Genomic DNA, 21,656 nt, shown 5'->3' on the forward strand with positions numbered 1-21,656 from the left:
CTGCTTAAAATTACCAATCAAAGACCCAGTTCTGAAATAAACAGCTTAAAGAATTTTTGTATCAAATTCTCAAAAGATAGAGGGGCCAAGCAGTGAGCCATGCCGAAAAACTTAATAAAGCCAGCACTGCCTTTTTCTTTGCCGGATTTGCGGTATCAAAACTACATCATACCCCTTTTATTGTGCTGGCAACTCTGTCAAATCTTGCTTCACTTTTTTTATATGCTATTGCCTATTGTCTCTGGTTTCTTGCAAGCCGACTGTATCCTGATTATCCACGTAAAGCGCAATCTTGGTATGGATTTACTGAATTTAAAAACCAACACATCATTGCTGTCATCCTGGGTATAGCAGCAATAATCAGTTGCGTGGCAGCGCTCAGCATGCCTTTAGCCATTATCCCGGCCACCTGGCTTTTTGCTTCTAGTAACAGTATCTGGTGTATTAGTGAGTATCATAAAAAACAGAGTCTACCTATTTCTGAAAAAGATTATTCAGTCAGCCTACAAACGGCCTACTTGCGCTATGCAATCACTACGACGGCCTTATCTTTTCTTACCGCATTAGACACTACCCTTGTTATTTTTTTCCCAGCAGAGGCAGTGCTAATACTGACTTTTTCCTCTGTTGCTGGTGTTGGCCTGGGAGCATTGGCAATTTATTTTCTGACAGATTATATCTACCGTAAACAGGCCTCTGATGGGATAGATATGAGTTATATCAAAATGATAAACCCGTTTAATCTCCTAAGTGACCAGTCACCTCAAGCGCAGCCACGCCCATCTCACGAGGTCGCGCACTTCCCTCCTGTTTTAGCAACCAAGCTTCCTGTGGAGATCTCTGCTAGTCACAGCCAGTCTATGGATGTCTCTTCAACCCCAAACTCTTGTTGTTTGTTTTAAGCAATGATTGAAAGCAGCGCCAATATAATATGAATAAACATTGAATAAATATTAATCTAACCATCCTTATTTTAATTCTATTGACCAAAATATAACAAGAAAATTACGAATAGATCACTTATAATCGCAATAATAAGCTCACGACTTGTCAGGTCAAAGGATAATGAGTATAGTTTGCAGGCTGTTTCAGGAGTAATTAATACATGAGCGAGCTAACAAAATCGATGATTGAGCACGCAAAGCAAGTCTTGGGTCGGGCTTATGCGCCCTACTCCAATTTTAAAGTAGCTTCTTGCTTATGCAGTGAGGATGATCGGTTTTTCTCTGGTGTTAATGTTGAAAATGCTTCTTATGGGCTATCCATTTGCGCTGAATCATCAGCCATTTGCCAAATGGTGGCTGCAGGTATACAAAAAATCAAATCAATCGTTGTACTAAATAACCAAAATACCCTATGTCCACCATGCGGAGCATGCCGCCAGCGGATAGCTGAGTTTTCAGCTCCCGATGCCTTGATTCATCTTTGCAATAGTGAAACAGTAATAAAATCAATGTCAATCGGGGAATTACTGCCTGAAGCCTTCAAATTTAAGCCTTAATCTGGAACAAATATGACGAAATCGAACCTTACTTCAGCCCATTTAGCGGCAGAAAAAATTAAACAACAAGTACCTAGCTTTAAACCAACGATAGGCATCGTGCTGGGCTCAGGTTTAGGCAGTTTCGCTGAGCAATTAGATGATGCTGTAACAATCAGTTACGACGAATTACCTGGATTCCCCAAAATAACTGTGCATGGGCATGGCGGCAATTTAGTAGTGGGTTACTTATCTGGTATTGGTGTGGTTTGTTTGCAGGGACGTGCTCATAGCTATGAAGGCGATCATCACGATACTGTTAAAACTTATGTACGAACCTTACGCTTACTTGGTTGCAGCCATTTTATGGCAACCAATGCATCAGGCTCTCTACGTGAAGACGTCGGGCCTGGTGAACTGATGCTGATTACTGATCACATTAACATGCAACCTGGAAATCCTTTGGTTGGACCTAATGACGATGAATTCGGCTCTCGCTTTTTCCCTCTGGACAATGCCTATGATCAAGGTATGCGTGATAAATTGTTACAAATTGCCCATAAAGAAAATATTGCTTTAAACCAAGGCGTTTATCTTTCCGTCTTAGGTCCAAATTATGAAACTGCGGCTGAAATTAGGGCTTTTCGTATTATGGGAGCGGATGCCGTGGGCATGTCGACTGTGCCTGAAGTATTGGTTGCCAATCATTGTGGTATGAAAGTAGCCGTCATTGCTACCATTACCAATTATGCCACCGGCCTTTCACGCACAAGCCATAGTCATGAAGCCGTTGTATTAATGGCTTCTAAAGCAGCAGAAAAATTAAATAGACTTGTGAAACAGTTTATTGCGGAGCTGGCGTGAGTCTCGAAACAGAATTTTTACTGACGCTAGGTGAGTTAAATGAAATCTTGCGTCAGCAACCTATTGCCAATTCAGAGGTAATTCCTCTCCTTGATTTAACCCTTCTGGATGAAACGGCTGGCTATGAAGAGCTTTACTCTTTAGGTAAAAAAGCGAATTTACATCAAGTTGCCGCGGTCTGTGTATTGCCAGAACAACTGGAAATAATCCGCCATATAACGACAGTTAAATTAGCCACCGTAGCCAACTTTCCCACAGGAAGTCAACCTCACAAAGAAGTTTTAGCAGCAATCGAAAAAACGATCATTAACACTAAAGTCGATGAAGTTGATTATGTATTTCCCTACCAGGATTATTTGGCAAAAAAAACCTCTTCTGCCTTAACCCAGTGCCAGCAAGTCTACCAACTATGCCAACAGGAAAATATCCTCTTTAAAGTCATTTTGGAAACAGGAGCGTTACCGTCAATGGAATTTATCTATGATCTCAGTACTGAGATCATTAACAATGGTTGTGATTTCCTGAAAACCTCAACCGGGAAAATTGCTCAGGGGGCAACCCCTTCTGCTGCTTTTGCCATGTTAAAAGCAATTAAAGACAGTAAAGCGTCCTGCGGTTTAAAAGTCTCAGGAGGTATAAAACAGCCTGAGCAAGCCTACACGTATATGGCACTGGCTAGCCTTGTGCTCGCCCATAATTTAAACAAATCCTGGTTTCGTATCGGTGCCAGCGGCCTTCTGGATGTACTGCTCAACCAAAATTCAATACCACATAATCGGCATGAATAGCTCTCCTCTTTACTGCCAAACAACCTCTAACAGTAATAATTCAAAATAATAGCCAACCACATCAGAGCACCATACCAATTATTGGAGGAAAAAGCCTGCAAGCATTGAGCAGACTGGCGTTTGGCAATTAACTTTTGTTGGTAACCCAACAAAAAAGCAGCAAGCAACCAGCAATAAAAAAAGGGCCAGAAATTATTTAATCTGATAGCTAAAAATAACCACAAACCATGAAACACTATCTGCAAAATGCCAATAATAATGCGATCGTAATCAGCAAACAAAATAGCAGTTGATTTTACTCCTATACGCAAATCATCTTCACGATCCACCATCGCATACTGGCTGTCATAGGCAACAATCCACATAAAATTAATAATTAATAAATAAAACATCATGCTATCAGGCACTTTTCCTGATGCAGCATAAGCCATCGGAATCCCCATAGAAAAAGCGACTCCCAATACTAATTGCGGTCCTTGAATAAAACGTTTACAAAATGGGTATAAAAACGTAATAAAAACAGCAAATAAAGCATAATAAAAGCACTGCTTTGGCAGTTGCAACAGTATCATTAGTGCGGCAAACAATAAAATAAATAACAGTACAAAGGCCTCTATCAAACTGACTTCGCCAGAGGTCAGAGGCCTCCTTTGTGTTCGTTCAACATGCAAATCGATGTGGCGATCGGCAATGTCATTAATAACACAACCAGCTGCACGCATTAGCACAGTACCGCATAAAAACAAAACAATCAGTTCTAACGAAGGATGGCCCTGATTAGCTATCCATAAAGCCCAGGCTGTAGGCAACCATAACAACAAAATGCCCACCGGCTTATGGAAGCGCATTAATCTTAGGTAACTCCCTTTCAATTGATGCTCCTTAATAAGCCAGGTAATAATACTTCCAAAAGATAAAAAGGGGATTTTTCAGCAATAGTAAAAACGGATAAACGCGACCAAAGCTCTGTCTTTTGACTACCAAGATAAGGTTGTAACCAATAATACTCCAGGGATTGTTGGTTAATTGCGTAGTGAATCATTTGCTCTCGACATACCTCAACTTCACTGAAAACAAGGTCACCTAAGGATTCATATTGTAATCTTGCAAAAAATGCAGGAGTCGTTTGATACGACAATTCAGGAATGATAGTACGGGCAAACCAGCAAGGATTTTGCTCTGCTAGCATGATTATGTCACGATGCATGACCAGGCTGGTTTGTAAGCCCAACGTAAATTTGTCCCACCAGTTTGGCCTCACCCAATGTTGCTTAAGTACTTCAAGTCGCGCCTCACCGGCGTCGCTTCTAAGTTTAGCAGTCAACGACAATTGGTGTTTAAGCCAGCACTCTATCTCTGCAGGGGGGGTACTTAGGGTATTTAATAAATTATCAGCTTTAATTAACATTCTTAATCAATAAATGGGTTCAGCCTAACTATTTGATGGATTATAACATTAGTGACAAGGAAGAATGTAATAGCTTATTCAGCAAGAAAAAACGGCGGTATCAAACCGCCGCTCAGAATTTAAATTATTACTACGGCTAAAATTAAGGTTCTTTCACAAGGGCTGTAGGTAAATCAGCAAACATAGCTTGCAGATTTTTGTACCCCATACTCTCCAAATTTTTATTTATGACCTCTTGGAGGTCTCCTACTACATGACCTGTATAGGCTTCATTAACTAAAAAATCCGTATCAATACGACTATGTTGTGCTGCCTTTAAGGCATTTTCAAGAAGAACAGCCGCATGAATCTTATTTTTTACAGCATTTAGTGCCGACGGATCAAAGAGGCCATTTACTCTTTCTCTTGACAAGTTTCGAACCTGTCCCCTTAAATCGCTAATGAGTTTTTCAACATCTTTTATAAAGTCATCCAAAAGAGTTTCTTTATCTTTAACCTGAGTCGCTGAAACAGAAACAACTGGTGTTTTCTCTACTTTTTTAGCTTGAGGATTCCTCAATTCGTTTGCGAAAGCGTCTAAGTCGGCTTTTACGGTTTCGAGCGCGTCTTTGGAGCCCTTTCCACTACTAATCGCTATAGCTATTTGCCCTTGTATCTTAGCAATGTGATCAAGCACGCCACGAATATAAATATCTCGAGCACCAGACTCCACTAAAGTGGGGCTTTGCGCTATTTCATCAATAAACTCGCGGGTTCTGGCAATAGTCGTCTCTATTTCTTTTGCGAACTCCTTCGTTCCTTGCGCCCGCAATACCTCCTCAGCATTTGCATAGGCAAACATCGTTCCACGATTAGCAGTCCTCGTTAAAAACTCTTCCGCTTCGTCTCTGATAAGCAGACTTGGAGTAAGAGCAGCACGAGGATTATAAGCCTGAACAGAATCATAAGCCAAGTCGGTCATAATAGCTTTTGTCACATCGGTAACAGCAGCTACAGAGCAAGGTATACCAAGTGGATTTGTCATTTGTTTATCACCGCTGGCGTCAACAAATAGAGCTTGGTTTAACGCATTATTAAAGACCACTTGTGGATCAAGATGTAGTTTTTCTTTCACAAATTTTTCAACAGCTGAGCGTACTCCCTTTTTAACATGCTGGTTATTGGGATCAGCTAAACTTGCCAATTGCTTGATTAATAAAGTCCTGTAGACGATAAATGCTTCGCTCAACTGATAAGGCGTCTCGAGAGTTGCTTTTTCATCATGCTTTAAAAGCGATAAGAGGAATTCATAAGAACTATCTAGATAATCTTGAACATTCCCGCCATTGATTTTGTTTTCAATCCGATCTTCCTCACTATCCACCTTTAAACCAAGAATAGCTCGATAGGTTGCATCACCAGTTAAGATGCGTGGATTACCTTTAGCAATCAATTCCTCATTAAATTCATAAGCTGCTTTTAATACCACTTTAAGGGGATGGCTTTCATCATTTTGTCTGACATCCTTCTTAACGATAGGGGCTAACTTTCTGGCGAGTTCCAAGTCCTGTACAGAACCACCCAATTGCCCGGTATAAAAATCAACCAAATAGGGGGGTAATGCTCCCATTGTTACAGGAACAATGGCAACAATTTCCAGAACTTGTTGTCTGATTTTTGCTTTCAATTCAAATTTTTTGATAAAACCCTGATTTTTCTCATCATTTAAATAGGCAGTTGTATCACTAATAAAACCTCTTAGCTCATCTCCGCTACCAAGCAAGCTATCTTGCATTAACTCGGTCTGCTCCACTGCTTTACCAATGATTCGACGATGATTCTCCGCCAAATCAATTTCGCTTTGTTTGGAGTGACGATAGCGAGACGCTTGTTCTCTGTACCAAGAGTCACTTGAGCCAACCGCAGCATAATTAGGTTTTGCTGCTAAACCAGGCAAGTTTCCTACAATAGTTCTCACAGACTCCAGGAAAGACTCCTCTTGATAGCTCCCTAATTGTGCAAGATCTTCTTGAGTCGTTTCTTTTACTTTTTGGATAACTTGTTGCAATCGTTCTATTTCGTGGTCAACAATATCAATGGTTTCTTCAATGGACTGACGATTTTTTGCATCACGCTTATAGTACAAACTGTCAATTCTAGTTACTGCGAAATAGCTTGCAACGGCAGTCACAGCAGCAGCAACCAAGGCAATACTTAAAATACCTAAAGTAATAGGCCCCCCAACAACCGCCGCAGCGACACCTAAAACCACAGTAGCAGCAATTAAACCACCCACTGTTGCTGTAAACGCTGGATAAGCAGCTAAGAAGCCAGGCTCATTCATTTGATGTTGCAAAAAGAGCATACTCTGAGTCATGAATTCAATTTGTAACTGCTGGGTAAACTCTTGTCTCTTTGCAGGATCCTCAAAGCAACTCTTGAACCAGCTAACTATTCTGTATTGGTTCAGTTCTTGCTGTATTTCTTGTTCTTTAATCTTATAAATGTCTTTAAAAGCTTCATTAAACGCTTCATTCAGTTGTTGTAGAAAATAGACTTCGATAGCTATATTTAAAGCTTCATCATCAATTTTGGAACCTTCAGGTAGTGTTTTTGCAAACTCTGCTCGCATGCTGGTATGAGTAAGACTATTCTCCAAACCAAGCAGTAAGCCTTCTCGTAAATGAAATAGTTTGACTATGTTACCTGCCAAAACGTCGTATTTTTCACCAAGACCAGCCTTACGCATTTCTGCCTGGAAGGTCTCAAAATCAGGTGCTGCCTCACCCTGATAAGATTTTTTCCAAAGATTATAAGTAATAAGGCCAACCCCAGCACCCAATCCAGCGCTGGCTGCACCAGTCAGCACATTTTGCACTCCAGCAAAAGGATTGATCATCCCGGTAAGAAAACCGCTTTTTGAAGTCAAAAATGTTGCCCCGCCAACACCCACACCGAGTAGAGCAGCTAAAGCACCACCACCCAGTTTGGCAAGAGTAGATAATTGAGCAATTGCACCCGTCAGATAATCTGTGGTTGTTTTCTTTTGTCCGTAGTGAACTAGAGCTTCAGCATAAGTCCTAATCTGCTTAACTTTTTCACCCTTGATTTTACCCTTTGACAAACTGTCAAGTTGGGTCAGCATATTTTCTTCTAAATATTTTTTATGATTTTCCTTGATAATTCGAAGGCCATCATCAACCGTTTGAAACTTGCGAGCCGGTCTCTTGGCTTTCAGTGAATCAAGCTCTTCACTTCTTTTCTTTTCATCAACCTTGGCTTGAACTAAGATCTCAAGATGTTCTTTTATTTGTGATAATTTAGCTAATTGTTCGTTACATGCTTTTTTTGGAAGAGCGAATTCCTTGTATGCCTTAACCAAATCACTACCGGTTGGAACAGTTAATAAACGCCCTAATGCTGCATCTGCAGTACTTGCTTCTCTTGTCAGACCTACATAAGGTGGTGTATTGTCAATATCAACACCATGTTCATGCTTTAAGGCATTAAGCAAAGTGTTAATTGGGTCAAGATATTGCTTCTTCTGAGCGTCAACTGTCTTTCTATAGCTAAGAATCGGTTGATATGCCTCTTTAATTTGTTCTATTCTTGCGACTATATTGCTTCTAGCCTTGATATAGTTCGGGAATATTTGTGCAAACTCTTCACTTGCTGTTTTATCCGCAGCATTAACTTCTATGTTTTGTAAAATCGTGTTATAGCCATTGTCCATCCAACCATCTACTGCAAACTGCTCAAATTCTTCTTGGGCTTGTCTTAATTGATTATCATTTTTCCAGGTTGCCGGATAGGTGGGGGCCTGTGTTTGTGCCTTAAGCGCAGCAACAAACTTTCTATAAGCACTTTCTTCTGAGCCAACTATTTTTACTTGATCTGCCAGCAATTCTCTCTCTATCTCACCAGAGACTTGCTCTAATGAATCTATAGGATTCTGGCTTAAAAGGCGCTGAAATTTTTGTTTTAAAACAGTTAGTTCATCAATCTTAATTATTTCTGTAAGATTTGCTGGAACGCCTGCTTTCTGACAAGCTTTATAATTGCGCTGTAAATTATCAATAGCGTCAATCAGTGCACTCAGCCTAGTTCTTAATTCTGCTTTATTCATAAAAAACTCCCGCACAGTCTGGCAAACTTTTTTATGCTCCAAGCCTTTTACCAAAATCCGAGTTCAATGCCTTTTAATTAAACAATTTTAAACTATTGTTACTATAGCTGATTAAGATTAAGTAAGTATTAAGAAAATAAAAACCATAGTGATTAATTATTAATCTTTCTAAAGTAGACTAAGTGATACTAGCTAAAAAATTATTTTTTTTGGAAACAGTGTGTTACAGAAAGATGGTCTATAAATTCACTTCACTTACGATAAAATAAGCTGTACTCAATTATAGATTTTGCTGCCGCAATACACGCCCGAATCGATTCACCACCAGTTTTATCGGTTCAGATTGTGGGTTTTGGAGGAGGAAGTGCCCACTGGTAACCATACGCTTTAATTCAGAACTGAATAAGAGGTAATCTTTTGAGTGAAACCCATGCCAACCAAGTGTGATACTGGATTGCGGCCAATGCCATTGGTGTAATAGTTCACAGCCTGTATGGAATTGATGATTTTTATTATCAACAAAAAGAATCATTCCCTGCGACCAATCGTTCGAGTCAGGTAAAGGAGTCAAAGCCAGTCTGACTCCCCGCAAAAGGGCAGTATTCCTTGCATAATACAATGCGGTAATAATCTCTTTTTCTCTAACCTGTAATTGGTTTCTTTGGTAAAGCATGGCACCCCAAGGTACACCAAAGAAACACAAGCACACAAGGAGAGCCATGCTTATTAATAATTCAATTAAAGTCAAGCCATGACGTTTAGGCACAATTTTCCATTAAAAAATGTTTCACGGCTTTCAAGTCAGCATAAGCCTTTTTCTTATCTATTGGATTTCGTAATAAATAGGCCGGATGATAACTTACCAAAAAAGGAGTATCTTTATAATGGTATACTTGGTTACGTAACCGATTCAGTGGTAATGCTTCATTTGCTAAAAATTGGCCTGCGAAGCGCCCCAGTGCCAGAATCAATCCAGGCTTGATAAAATCAATCTGCTGGGCAAGGTAGGAACTACATTGAATAATTTCCTCCGCCGCGGGATCTCGATTATCAGGAGGCCTGCATTTTAAAACATTGGCTATATAAACATCCTCCTCCTTCATGCCAATACTTTGCAACATCTGATTAAGCAAGCTGCCAGCTTTACCTACAAAAGGTAGTCCTTGCTTATCCTCATAAAACCCAGGTGCTTCTCCAATGATCATTAATTTAGCATTGGGATTACCACGCGAAAATACGGTTTTACTACGGGTTTTATGCAAAGGGCAACGTATGCAGGAGGCAACTTCCTTTGCCAACTCAGCTAATTGCTGCGGGCAGGAAGAACGGATTTGACGCGCTACCCAGCGGTCTATCCCCATATTTTGCAGGTAATAATGGTTTAATGCATCTGACATAGTTCTCTCACCGTAGATCAGCTTTAATTTGACCATCTTTTGAATGCAGCAAACAAGTCCTGAGAGATCCTCCCAAAAATTTGGACAATAAGGAGTCAGCGTCTCTGTTCGGCCTGAGAAGCCATAGCCACGTCTCAAAGACTAAGCATCGAGGCTTCGAGACAACGCTGCGCGATTCCTCAGGCCGAACAGCCGTATTTTCTCATTTTAATTTTTTGTCAATCTCGCAATAACAAGTCGCGGCAGATAAGGTGCTGAAGATCTCACCTAATTCGCGTATTACACTACCAATCACTTATAAAGGGATTGTCGCAAGCAGTTCTTGCACTACATTCGCCGGCTTAGGCGCCGTAGTAATTGAACGACCAAGCACCAAAAAATCACTGCCATTTTCAACCGCTTGCACCGGTGTCATCACACGCGACTGATCATTCAGTTTATCTCCTGGCAAACGAATACCAGGCGTAATGGTCAAAAAAGATTGGCCGCAGGTATTTTTAATCATTGGAACTTCAAAGGCAGAACAAACAACGCCGTCAAGTCCCGCTTGCAATGCAAGTTTAGCCAATCGTTTGACCTGGGTATCAACAGACGGCTCTATACCAATCTCTGGTAAATTCTCTGTGGCCATACTGGTTAAAATAGTCACCGCAATGAGTAAGGGACGATTATCACCATAAGGCTCTAAAGCCTTTACTGCTGTCTGCATCATTGCCAAACCGCCTGAAGCATGAACATTAATCATCCAAACTCCAAGCTCAGCACAAGCTTGACAAGCTCGGGCGACGGTATTGGGAATATCATGAAACTTCAAATCCAGAAAAATTTTAAACCCTTTTTTCACCAAATCACGAACAAAATCAGGACCAAAAAGAGTAAACATTTCACTACCAACCTTGAGTGCGCATTGGCTCGGCTCTAATTGCTCAACCAAGGCAAACGCATCTTGTCGATTTGCAAAATCCAGCGCTACAATCAATTTCAAAGCCATTATACCCCTGCCAACTCACTTACCAGACAAGTTTTAACTGCATGAGCAATTTTTTGCTGGTCTTCCATGCTTAAGTATGGGTGCATTGGCAAACTGACTACATGTTTACTTGCTTTTTCAGCATGGGGAAAATCACCAATTTTATAGCCCAAAGCGCTGAGAGCCTGCTGTTGATGCATGGCAACCGGATAATGCACTGCTGTAGGAATACCTAAAGCCTGCATTTGCTTCTGAAAATCATCGCGGTGAGGAACTTCGATTGTATATTGAGCATAAACACTGGTATTGCCTTCCATGACAGAGGGTGTTTTAACAACATCAGCAAGCAATTGCTCGTAACGTTGTGCAACCCGTTGACGCATGGCAATTTCATCAGGGAATAATTTCATTTTTTCAATCAGGATAGCTGCTTGTAGGGTATCCATTCGGCCATTAATACCAATTCGTTTATGGCAGTATCTTGTATTTTGCCCATGATTACGGATTTCTATCAATCGTTCGGCAAGAATATCATCATCTGTAAAGCAGGCTCCAGAATCACCATAACCACCCAGCGGTTTGGATGGGAAGAAACTGGTACATCCAATTGTCGATAAGGCACAGGAGTATGCGCCTTGGTAGGTAGCCCCAAAACTTTGGGCGGCATCTTCAATAACTGGTAAGCCGAATTGCTTTGCAACCTCATTGATTGTCGTCATATCAGCACATTGGCCATATAAACTCACTGGCATGATTGCTTTTGTTTTGTCAGTAATAGCTTCTTTGATTTTTGTTGCGTCAATATTGTACGTTGTTGGATCGATATCAACAAAAACAGGTTTGGCGCCGACAAGAGCAATCACTTCACCTGTAGCAAAAAAACTGAAAGGACTGGTAATAACTTCATCACCTGGCTCCAGCTCCAAGGCTAACAAAGCCATCAGCAAGGCATCTGTACCGCTTGAATTAACAATGGCATGTTTAACATTTACAAACTCCGCCAATTGTCGTTCAAGTTTGGCGATTTCAGGTCCCATAATATATTGACCATGCTCTAAAACAGTTTGGATGCCTCGCAGGATATCTGTTTCAATTAATTTATATTGTTTTTTAAGATCGATGAATTGCATAATTCTCTCAAATTGAGTTAGGGAACTGATTAGACTCAACAGCAATTTGCCCAAATTTACAGTCGGCTCTAATCCCCTTCCAAACCATGGACTGGCTTCATTCTACCCCACTGTTTACAACTTGGGCAATGCCAATGCAAATGTTTACCACCAAAACCACAGTGTCCACAGCGATAGATAGGCTTGTTATCTAAAAATTTACTCGTAATGTCATACAACATTTGTAATTTATCCCGCACTTTACCGTGAGCAGTTTCCAAGTGCCAGCAAATTAAGCGGTTTAAACCTCTAATAGAAGGATGAGTACTAAGCTTATCCGATACAAAATCAATGGCAGCATCCATATTTTTTTCGCGACGCAAAAACTCCGCAATAACGAAAATGGTGGATGCACGGGGATGCTCGACTAACGTCTGTTGTAAATACTCTACACATTCGCTCATCGCATCCAGTTCGCGGTGGCAAATCACTAACGGCTCAATGATTTCGCTAAGAAACTCTGGATCTTGTTGCGGAACTCGCTTTAAGGAGCGAATAGCCTGTTTATAACGAGCATTTTGCATATCCAACGCTGCTTGCATAAGGCTGGCGCGCGCTGACATTTTATCAACAACGAGAGCTTGCTTAATTGCGTTTTGAGCTTTATCAACAGAATTATTCTTTAATGCCTGATTAGCAATTTCGCAATAATAATGCGCGGCTTGCATGTGCATACTCTGCCCTAGGGAAAGCTCTAACTTTTTTATGACATCCAGCGCTTTTTCCCACGCTTTTTCTTGCTGATAGATAGCAAGTAAGCCCTGTAGACTGGAGGTTTCGCGGCTACCTCCCAACTCTACCACCTCTAAGAAAATGCGTTCAGCTCTGTCAAATACACCCGCACTCATGTAATCCTGACCTAAAGCCATTAATGCTTCTTTGCGCTCTACCAAACTTAATTGCGGCCTGGCAATCAGATTCTGATGTATTCTAATGGCTCGATCTACTTCGCCACGACGGCGAAAGAGACTTCCCAACGCCAAATGAGTCTCTACTGTTTCACTATCAACCTCCAGCAGTTTGATAAATACATCAACTGCTTTATCTGGCTGTTCATTTAATAAGTAGTTTAGTCCCACTACGTATTCACGCGAGAGTCGGTTATCAAAACGCTTTTCTTTACCAGAGTAATTACGGCTAGCAACCCACCAACCAGACCAGGCTGCAGCAGGTAACAATAATGGCCATAAATTAATCATTAAAGCTCTCCATTACTTCAACTCGTTCAGTTTGATTAGGGCTATTACACTGACGATCTATCTGATTTGTTAATGAGACCTCTCCGTGGAACAGCGAAGAAAACAATTTCAACAAAAATGTAAACAGCACCTAATATAAATTAGCAATTTAAATTCGCTCACTGATAATAAATTCAGAGCTGACCAGGGTCAATCATCTTAATGTTGATCCTGCAAAGGAATTGCCCGTAAGTTTTTTATTTCCTTTTCAGTCAACTTCAACTGGCTCTTTATTTTTAAGTATTCAACCTTAAGACGCCAATAACGACATAGAAAAAGCAGGAAGCCCAGAATAGCCCCAACACCCAGCATCACCGTCATTAATACGGATATGGGCATCGTTAGAACTTTAAAATAAAAATTAACCTGTACTGAAGAAGCGTTCAGTGCAGCAAAACTTACACCTAATAAAATTAATACTAAATAAAATATCATCATTAGCAGGCGCATTATATTAATCCTTAAAATAGCTGCAAATTAAATTGATTCATATCCCTACTCATGAGTAGTTTATTCGATCCCTTCGAGTTTCTGAAGAAGTCTAGTGCTCGAATCCACCTATACTCGTGCATACACTCCGATTCTGCGCTCATCTCCCCTCGCACTTTTCTCTCCACAGCATGTTTGGAAAGGGTTTTTATTAATCCCGATCGTTAATTCGCAATTAGGCTTTTGAAAAGTGTTAATTGACGAGAATTACCCACTTAACAAAAAAAAAGCGTAGTTAAACTACGCTTTTTTATTTAGGCAAAGAGGTTTATTCACCCTCTTTATTTGCCATTTTTTCTTTCAGCAAGTCACCTAAGGTCGTTGAAGCAACTTCCCCACTGCGTGAGTATTTTTTGATTGCTTCAGCTTGATCTTGAGCATCCTTCGCTTTAACAGACAAGGCTATCGTGCGATTTTTCTTATCAACATTGATAATTTTTGCCTCGATTTCATCACCTTCTTTAAAGAGAGTGGTTGCATCATCAACCTTTTCTTCTGATAATTCATTGACACGAATTGTTCCGATAACATCAGGAGCAAGATCAACTGTGACTGTTTTAGCATCAACTGCAGAAACTTTTCCTTTTACAACAGCGCCTTTAGCATATTCTTCAACATAACTGCTGAAAGCATCACCTTCAAGTTGCTTCAAACCTAAGGAAATACGTTCACGCTCTGCATCGATAGCCAGAATGACTGCCTCTAATTCCTGACCTTTCTTAAACTGCTTAACAGCCTCTTCGCCTGGAACGTTCCAGGAGATATCAGACAGATGGACCAAGCCATCAATCTCACCATCCAGACCAATGAAAATTCCAAAGTCAGTAATTGAACGGATTTTTCCGTGAACTTTTTGTCCTTTGCTATGAGTTTGTGAAAACTGGTGCCATGGATTACCAACACACTGTTTCATACCCAGAGATATACGACGGCGCTCTTCATCAATTTCAAGAACCATAACATCGACCATATCACCCATAGAAACTACTTTGCTTGGATGTACGTTCTTGTTAGTCCAATCCATCTCAGACATATGAACCAAACCTTCAACCCCTTCTTCTATCTCAACAAAGCAACCGTAATCCGTGATATTAGTCACTTTACCATGCAGCTTTTTACCGACAGGATAACGTTCAACCAAATCAACCCAAGGATCATTACCGAGTTGTTTCATACCTAAGGAAACTCGATTACGCTCACTGTCAAAACTCAAGACCTTCACTTTAACGTCCTGACCAACAGTCAACAGCTCGCTTGGATGTTTTACGCGCTTCCAAGAAATATCGGTAATATGGAGTAAACCGTCAATACCACCTAAATCGATAAACGCACCATAATCGGTAAGATTTTTAACAATACCATTAAGGATTTGACCATCATGTAAGGATTCAAGTAAAGCCTGTCTATCAGCACTGCTTTCTTCTTCTACGACAGCGCGACGTGAAACAACAATGTTGTTTCTCTTCAGATCCATTTTAATAACCTTGAATTCAAGCTCTTTGCCTTCGAGGTAAGAGGGATCACGAACTGGTCTGACGTCAACCAAAGAACCTGGCAAAAATGCACGAATAGAGCCGATTTCAACCGTGAAGCCGCCTTTGACTTTCCCAGAAATCAAACCGGTTACCGTGTCATTATTTTCATGGCATTTAGATAATTTGCGCCATGCTTCTTGACGCTTCGCTTTTTCTCTTGATAGCAATGTCTCGCCATAGCCATCTTCTACAGAATCCAAAGCAACTTCAACAGTGTCGCCCAAATGGACTTCTAACTCACCATTTTTGTCTTTAAATTCTTCAACAGCAACAATCCCTTCTGATTTTAAACCCGCATTCAAGGTGACGTAATCATCATCGATACCTATGACTCTTGCGGTGATTATTGCTCCAGGATAAAACTGTGCGCCAACGATACTTTGCTCAAATAATTCTTTGAAACTTTCAGACATGTTAATAAACTCTTTAGTAAAAAAATAGAAGCATGAGGTCCACTCATCTTCCCCCCTATGAAACACAATTTAACGAAGAAACAGGCGTTCATCGACCAATTTTAATACATTATCGAACACTTGTACAATCGTCAAACCAGTTGTATCAATCATTACCGCATCCTCTGCGGGCTTTAATGGCGCGTGCGTACGAGCAGTATCTCTTGCATCACGTTTAGCCAACTCATCAACAACTTCGGCGAGGCTAGCATCAATTCCTTTTTCTTTCAACTGAAAATAGCGACGCGAGGCTCTTTCTTCTGCTGAGGCATATAAATAGATCTTTAATATTGAATCAGGAAAAACCACAGTGCCCATATCTCGACCATCCGTTACTAACCCTGGAGGCAAGGCGAAAGCACGCTGGCGAGCAAGCAGAGCCTTTCTGATCTCAGGTACTACGGCAATTTTAGAGGCATCCTGTCCACAGAGCTCTGTTCTTATTTCATCAAAAACATCATGCCCCTCAAGCAGTACGCGAGTTCGTTGTTGAGGATCCGTTTCAAAACGCAAATCAAGTGAATATGCCAGCTCGACAATTTGCGCAATGTTATTAAAATCAATGCTTTTCTTTCTAGTTGCATAAGCGAGAACCCTGTAAATACATCCACTGTCCAGTACATGCCAACCAAGATGGTTTGCTAACATATGGCAAATGGTTCCCTTACCGGTGCCACTAGGACCATCAATAGTAATCACTGGTACGTTTTTATCTAACATCATCATGTATTTCCTTGATAGCCAATTTTATTTTGTTGGCCGTTTTTACAAATGTTGGAAATGACGTTGCAACATTGGCACAATTTTTTATGGTAACTGGCGCTTTAGCAACAGCTCCGGCAATAGCAAAGGCCATGGCAATGCGATGATCATGAAAACTATCGACCTCTCCGCCTTGCAACACTCCACCATTAATATATAAACCATCTTCGAACGCCTGCGCTTCAATTCCCAAATGTTGCAAGCCTTCAACCATTGCCCCAATTCTATCGCTTTCCTTACAACGCAATTCACGTGCTCCATGTAGCAAGGTCTGCCCTTTGGCACAGGCTGCTGCAATAAAGATTACAGGAAATTCATCAATAGCAATTGGCACTAAGTCAGAAGGAATATCAATACCTTCAAGCTGGGCATACTTCACATAGAGATCAGCAACGAGCTCTTCACCACAAAGGCGTTTGTGATTCAAGCTTATATCTGCGCCCATTGCCGTTAAAATCTGGATAATCCCTGTTCGGGTAGGATTAATGCCGACATTTCGTATAACTAGTTCTGAACCCGGAACAATTGTTGCTGCGACGATAAAAAAAGCAGCAGAAGAAATATCACCTGGAATAATAATATCGGTACCAATACATTCACTGTCCGAATTAATTATAATCGTGTTTTCCGCTTTTTGAATAGGATAAGAAAAGGTTGTCAGCATCCTTTCGGTATGATCACGAGTAAACCCCGGCTCAATTACTTTTGTTTCACCCTGGGCATAAAGGCCTGCGAGTAATAGACAAGATTTAACCTGTGCGCTTGCTTCTGGCATTTCATAAGTAATACCGTGTAAAACATGGCCACCACGAATAAGCAAAGGAGGTCTCCCTTCCTTTGTTATTATTTCAGCTCCCATTTGCATTAATGGTCTACTTACCCGCTCCATTGGTCTTTTTTGCAGGCTTGCATCACCACTCAATTCACTGTCAAAAGGCTGCGCTGCAAGTAGACCTGCAAGTAAGCGCATAGATGTTCCTGAATTACCGCAATCCACAACACCTTTGGGCTTTTGCAATCCATATTTACCTACACCATGAATCACAACCCGTTGTGCTACAGGCCCTTCAATGGCAACACCCATAGACTGAAAGGCCTTTAAGGTTGCCAAGCAATCTTCTCCATCTAAAAAGCCGCTAATAGTAGTCGTACCCTTGGCAATGGCACCCAAAATAATTGAACGATGAGAAATGGATTTATCACCAGGAACTGTCACATCACCTTGCACCGACTTTATAGGGCTGCTTACATAATCTATCAGGTTCATTAATTATGTTCCTTAGCAAAATCTCGCATAAATTTGATTAGATATTCTACACCTTCCATAGGCATGGCGTTGTATATGCTTGCTCTTAATCCTCCCACTGTGCGATGGCCTTTTAAAGCATATAGACCCCGTGTTTTGGCTACGGCCAAAAACAACTCTTCAAGGTTCGCATCAGAAAGCGAAAAACAAATATTTACTAAAGAACGTGCCTCCTCGGATACTTTACAATGATAAAATCCTGAAGAATCAATGTAATCATATAATCTAGAGGCTTTTGCACAATTTATTTCATACAACGCATCAACACCGCCTTGGGCTTTGACCCATTGAGCCATTTTCCCCGCCAGATAGCAATTAAAAGTAGGTGGTGTTGCGTAAAGTGAATGCGTAGAGCTATGAGTCCGGTAATCAAGCATTGTCGGAATACTATTATCGGGCAAAGAGTTTAGTAGCTCGTCACTGATAATGACCAGTGTTAAACCGGCATTTGCAATATTTTTCTGCGCCCCGGCAAAAATCAGCCCATAATCGCTCACAGTAATAGGCTCGCTCAGTAAACATGAAGTCATATCCGCAATAAGAGGGACTCCTGAAATAGCTGGTATTTTGGCAAAGCGAACACCATTAACTGTTTCATTCGGCGTAAAATAGAGGTATTTTGTATTTTCTTTAATCTGCCATTTTTCCGGTGATGGAATCTTTATAAAACCATTCTCTTCATCACTGGCAACACAATAAGCCTGTTTAATTTTTACTGCTTCCTGGTAAGCCAGTGAGGACCAAAGACCGGTGATTAAATAACCTGACTGTTCACCAGCTGCAAGCAAATTCATGGGAACCATACTAAATTGCGTACGTGCCGCCCCACCTAAAAAAAGCACATGATAATTGGCAGGGACGTTTAATAGCTCCCTGAATGCTTGCTCCGTCTGCTCCATCAAGGCCATGAACTCTGGTGTACGGTGTCCAATCTCCAGGACGGACATATCCAGATTTTGCCAATTTAGAAGTTCTTCCTGTGTTTCTATTAAAATTGATTCAGGCAACATCGAGGGGCCAGCACCAAAATTATAGCCCCTACTCATCATTAGTTTCTTCTACATCATTCTCTTCATCGGAATCTGACATCTCTTCAGTATCGTCTTCTCCAATGTCTACTATCCGTTGCATACCCACAACCTGCTCACCTGAACTGACATTAATAAGGCGTACACCTTGAGTATTTCGACCAATGATTGATAGTTCACCAACTTTAAAGCGAACTAAGGTACCCTTATCAGTGATTAACATCGCTTCATCCCCCTCGGAGACTTGCAGAGCACGGACTACTCTACCATTACGTTCATTGACTTGGATTGAAATTACGCCTTGACCGCCACGGCCGGACACACGATATTCTTCAATATTCGTGCGTTTACCATAGCCATGCTCAGTAGCAGTTAATATCGTACCCTCCGATTGAGCAACGACCAGGGAAATAACGGATTGATTTTCTCCCAACCGAATACCACGCACCCCACGTGCGGTTCTACCCATAGGTCTAACAAGGTTCTCATCAAAACGAATCACCTTCCCAGCATCGGTAAACAGCATAATATCTTTACTGCCATCGGTAATATCTACACCGACCAAGCGATCTTCATCATCCAGATCTACTGCAATAATTCCCGTAGAGCGTGGTCGACTAAACGCTTCAAGTGGTACCTTTTTCACAGTACCATGTTTGGTCGCCATGAAGACAAAATAACCCTCTTGATACTCACGCACTGGCAACATAGCGTTGATAGCTTCATCGGCTGCCAACGGAAGAATATTAATAATCGGTTTACCGCGTGAAATGCGGCTTGCCAAAGGCAATTGATAAGCTTTCAGCCAATATAGTTTCCCGTGATTTGAAAAACATAGCAAAGTATCATGAGTACTGGCGATAATCAGACGCTCGATAAAATCTTCATCTTTCACATTGGTAGCTGATTTACCCTTACCACCACGACGCTGGGCTTGATAAGCAGAAATCGGTTGATATTTCACATAGCCCTGGTGAGAGAGGGTAACCACCACATCTTCTTCAGTAATTAAATCTTCAATAGTTAAATCTTCTTGCGATGCGGTAATTTCTGTACGACGCTCGTCACCAAACTGGGCTTTGACTTCCAGCAATTCATCTCGAATCACTTGCATCAACCGCTCAGGAGAAGCAAGAATATCTAACAACTCTTTAATCACATTTAACAACTCTTTAAATTCATTGATGATTTTATCTTGCTCAAGAGCCGTTAAACGGTGCAGCCTTAACTCAAGAATTGCCTGGGCTTGATGTTCTGATAACCGATAACCTTCTGCAGCTAAACCATAATCACTGGATAAATCATCTGGTCGGCAAGCATCGCTTCCTGCATTTTCCAGCATAGCCTTAACCAAACCTGGTTGCCAAAAACGCGCCAATAAAGCCTCTTTTGCGTCTTGAGGGGTTGGTGATTTCTTAATGAGTTCAATCATCTCATCAATATTAGCCAGTGCAATTCCCAAACCTTCTAATAAATGAGCGCGATTACGAGCTTTCTTCAATTCAAAAATCGTACGGCGAGTCACCACTTCACGGCGATGCTTGATAAAATACTCAAGAATTTCTTTTAGATTGAGTGTACGCGGCTGACCATCAACCAAAGCGACCATATTAATGCCAAATACATTCTGCATCTGGGTATGAGCGTACAAATTATTCAAAATTACTTCAGCTACTTCACCCCGTTTGAGCTCAATAACAACTCTCATGCCTTGTTTATCAGACTCATCCCGCAAACCAGAAATCCCTTCGATACGCTTTTCACGCACTAATTCAGCGATTTTTTCTACTAAACGGGCTTTATTAACCTGATAAGGTAATTCAGTAATAATGATGGCTTGTCGACCAGAATGACTATCTGTCTCTATTTCTGTCCGCGCGCGAATATAAATCCGGCCGCGCCCGGTGCGGTATGCCTGCAGAATACCCGCTTTACCATTAATAATTGCCGCTGTTGGAAAATCAGGGCCAGGTACATAGTTCATTATGTCATCCAGCGTCAAATCAGGATCTTCTACCAAAGCAACACAGGCATTAATAACTTCGGTCAGGTTATGCGGTGGAATATTGGTCGCCATACCTACAGCAATACCAGAGGAACCATTCACCAGCAGGTTAGGAACTCGTGATGGTAAAACGACAGGAGCAAATTCTGTTTCATCGTAGTTTGGACTAAAATCGACGGTTTCCTTGTCCAGATCAGCCAATAAAGCGTGGGCAACTTTTGACATTCTGACTTCGGTATATCGCATAGCCGCTGCGAAATCACCATCGACGGAACCAAAGTTACCTTGCCCGTCAATCAACATATAACGCATAGAAAACGGCTGTGCCATCCTTACAATGGTATCGTAGACTGCTGTATCACCATGCGGATGGTATTTACCGATGACATCCCCTACCACACGCGCTGATTTTTTATAAGGCTTATTCCAATCATTACCTAATTCACTCATCGCAAAAAGCACACGACGATGAACAGGCTTCAGGCCATCACGGACATCGGGCAAAGCGCGGCCAACGATAACACTCATAGCATAATCCAGATAGGACTGCTTTAATTCGTCTTCAATATTGACGGGTATAACTTCTTTGGCAAGATAAACCATGGTTTGGACGCGTCCTCATGCAATGATTGAAATGAAAATAAGCTGGAAGGATACCAT

The 21,656-nt window shown here is 41.2% G+C and carries 18 protein-coding genes; 4 read left to right on the forward strand and 14 right to left on the reverse strand.

Translation table 11 applies throughout. The features are described from left to right. Positions 1–92: 92 nt before the first annotated feature. The 4 genes from DYC89_RS08505 (at position 93) to deoC (ending at position 3,132) form a co-directional block, all read left to right on the forward strand. Positions 93–902, forward strand: a complete 810-nt coding sequence (locus DYC89_RS08505; protein ID WP_115221397.1) for a hypothetical protein — start codon at positions 93–95, stop codon at positions 900–902. Between the two features lie 203 nt (positions 903–1,105). Beyond that, complete coding sequence (gene cdd, locus DYC89_RS08510; protein ID WP_115221398.1) at positions 1,106–1,501, forward strand: cytidine deaminase; 396 nt, start codon at positions 1,106–1,108, stop codon at positions 1,499–1,501. Between the two features lie 12 nt (positions 1,502–1,513). After that, the gene (locus DYC89_RS08515; protein WP_115221399.1) at positions 1,514–2,344 is read left to right on the forward strand and encodes a purine-nucleoside phosphorylase; all 831 of its coding nucleotides are present in this window, start codon (positions 1,514–1,516) and stop codon (positions 2,342–2,344) included. Beyond that, a complete protein-coding gene (gene deoC, locus DYC89_RS08520; protein ID WP_115221400.1) occupies positions 2,341–3,132 on the forward strand; it encodes a deoxyribose-phosphate aldolase in 792 nt (263 codons plus the stop codon). The genes DYC89_RS08515 and deoC overlap by 4 nt, the downstream gene beginning before the upstream one ends. Before the next feature lie 26 nt (positions 3,133–3,158). Here deoC and ubiA read toward each other — a convergent pair whose 3' ends face one another. The 14 genes from ubiA to gyrA form a co-directional block, all read right to left on the reverse strand. Next, a complete protein-coding gene (gene ubiA / locus DYC89_RS08525) occupies positions 3,159–3,980 on the reverse strand; it encodes a 4-hydroxybenzoate octaprenyltransferase (RefSeq protein ID WP_220271790.1) in 822 nt (273 codons plus the stop codon). Between the two features lie 20 nt (positions 3,981–4,000). Beyond that, on the reverse strand, positions 4,001–4,540 hold the full coding sequence (locus DYC89_RS08530) for a chorismate--pyruvate lyase family protein (protein WP_115221402.1): 540 nt from the start codon (positions 4,538–4,540) through the stop codon (positions 4,001–4,003). Positions 4,541–4,682: 142 nt separating this feature from the next. Next, complete coding sequence (locus DYC89_RS08535) at positions 4,683–8,645, reverse strand: hypothetical protein (protein WP_115221403.1); 3,963 nt, start codon at positions 8,643–8,645, stop codon at positions 4,683–4,685. A 280-nt stretch (positions 8,646–8,925) separates the two neighbouring features. Further along, entirely contained in the window at positions 8,926–9,411 is a 486-nt protein-coding gene (locus tag DYC89_RS08540) for a GspH/FimT family pseudopilin (protein WP_115221404.1), read from the reverse strand. Beyond that, positions 9,404–10,042, reverse strand: a complete 639-nt coding sequence (locus DYC89_RS08545) for a uracil-DNA glycosylase (protein ID WP_115222706.1) — start codon at positions 10,040–10,042, stop codon at positions 9,404–9,406. Before DYC89_RS08545 ends, DYC89_RS08540 begins: the two co-directional genes overlap by 8 nt. 295 nt (positions 10,043–10,337) lie before the next feature. After that, positions 10,338–11,033 carry an orotidine-5'-phosphate decarboxylase gene (pyrF, locus tag DYC89_RS08550; protein WP_115221405.1) on the reverse strand — a complete coding sequence of 232 codons (696 nt, stop codon included), beginning with the start codon at positions 11,031–11,033 and terminating at the stop codon, positions 10,338–10,340. Then, positions 11,033–12,142, reverse strand: coding sequence for a DegT/DnrJ/EryC1/StrS family aminotransferase (locus tag DYC89_RS08555; RefSeq protein WP_115221406.1), 1,110 nt, complete (start codon positions 12,140–12,142; stop codon positions 11,033–11,035). The genes pyrF and DYC89_RS08555 overlap by 1 nt, the downstream gene beginning before the upstream one ends. Positions 12,143–12,210: 68 nt before the next feature. Beyond that, positions 12,211–13,380: a lipopolysaccharide assembly protein LapB gene (gene lapB / locus DYC89_RS08560; protein ID WP_115221407.1), complete on the reverse strand. Its 1,170-nt coding sequence runs from the start codon at positions 13,378–13,380 to the stop codon at positions 12,211–12,213. A gap of 198 nt (positions 13,381–13,578) precedes the next feature. Continuing rightward, positions 13,579–13,869, reverse strand: coding sequence for a lipopolysaccharide assembly protein LapA domain-containing protein (locus tag DYC89_RS08565; RefSeq protein ID WP_115221408.1), 291 nt, complete (start codon positions 13,867–13,869; stop codon positions 13,579–13,581). 307 nt (positions 13,870–14,176) lie between these two features. Then, the gene (rpsA, locus tag DYC89_RS08570) at positions 14,177–15,856 is read right to left on the reverse strand and encodes a 30S ribosomal protein S1 (RefSeq protein ID WP_058447783.1); all 1,680 of its coding nucleotides are present in this window, start codon (positions 15,854–15,856) and stop codon (positions 14,177–14,179) included. Positions 15,857–15,925: 69 nt separating this feature from the next. Beyond that, the gene (gene cmk / locus DYC89_RS08575) at positions 15,926–16,618 is read right to left on the reverse strand and encodes a (d)CMP kinase (RefSeq protein ID WP_181879454.1); all 693 of its coding nucleotides are present in this window, start codon (positions 16,616–16,618) and stop codon (positions 15,926–15,928) included. Further along, on the reverse strand, positions 16,605–17,915 hold the full coding sequence (aroA, locus tag DYC89_RS08580) for a 3-phosphoshikimate 1-carboxyvinyltransferase (protein ID WP_370634587.1): 1,311 nt from the start codon (positions 17,913–17,915) through the stop codon (positions 16,605–16,607). Before aroA ends, cmk begins: the two co-directional genes overlap by 14 nt. 8 nt (positions 17,916–17,923) lie before the next feature. Continuing rightward, on the reverse strand, positions 17,924–19,012 hold the full coding sequence (gene serC / locus DYC89_RS08585; protein ID WP_115221410.1) for a 3-phosphoserine/phosphohydroxythreonine transaminase: 1,089 nt from the start codon (positions 19,010–19,012) through the stop codon (positions 17,924–17,926). Beyond that, the gene (gyrA, locus tag DYC89_RS08590; RefSeq protein WP_115221411.1) at positions 19,002–21,599 is read right to left on the reverse strand and encodes a DNA gyrase subunit A; all 2,598 of its coding nucleotides are present in this window, start codon (positions 21,597–21,599) and stop codon (positions 19,002–19,004) included. The genes serC and gyrA overlap by 11 nt, the downstream gene beginning before the upstream one ends. Between the last annotated feature and the right edge of the window lie 57 nt (positions 21,600–21,656).

Origin of the sequence: Legionella donaldsonii, assembly GCF_900452385.1 — a bacterium.
Lineage (GTDB): Bacteria > Pseudomonadota > Gammaproteobacteria > Legionellales > Legionellaceae > Tatlockia > Tatlockia donaldsonii.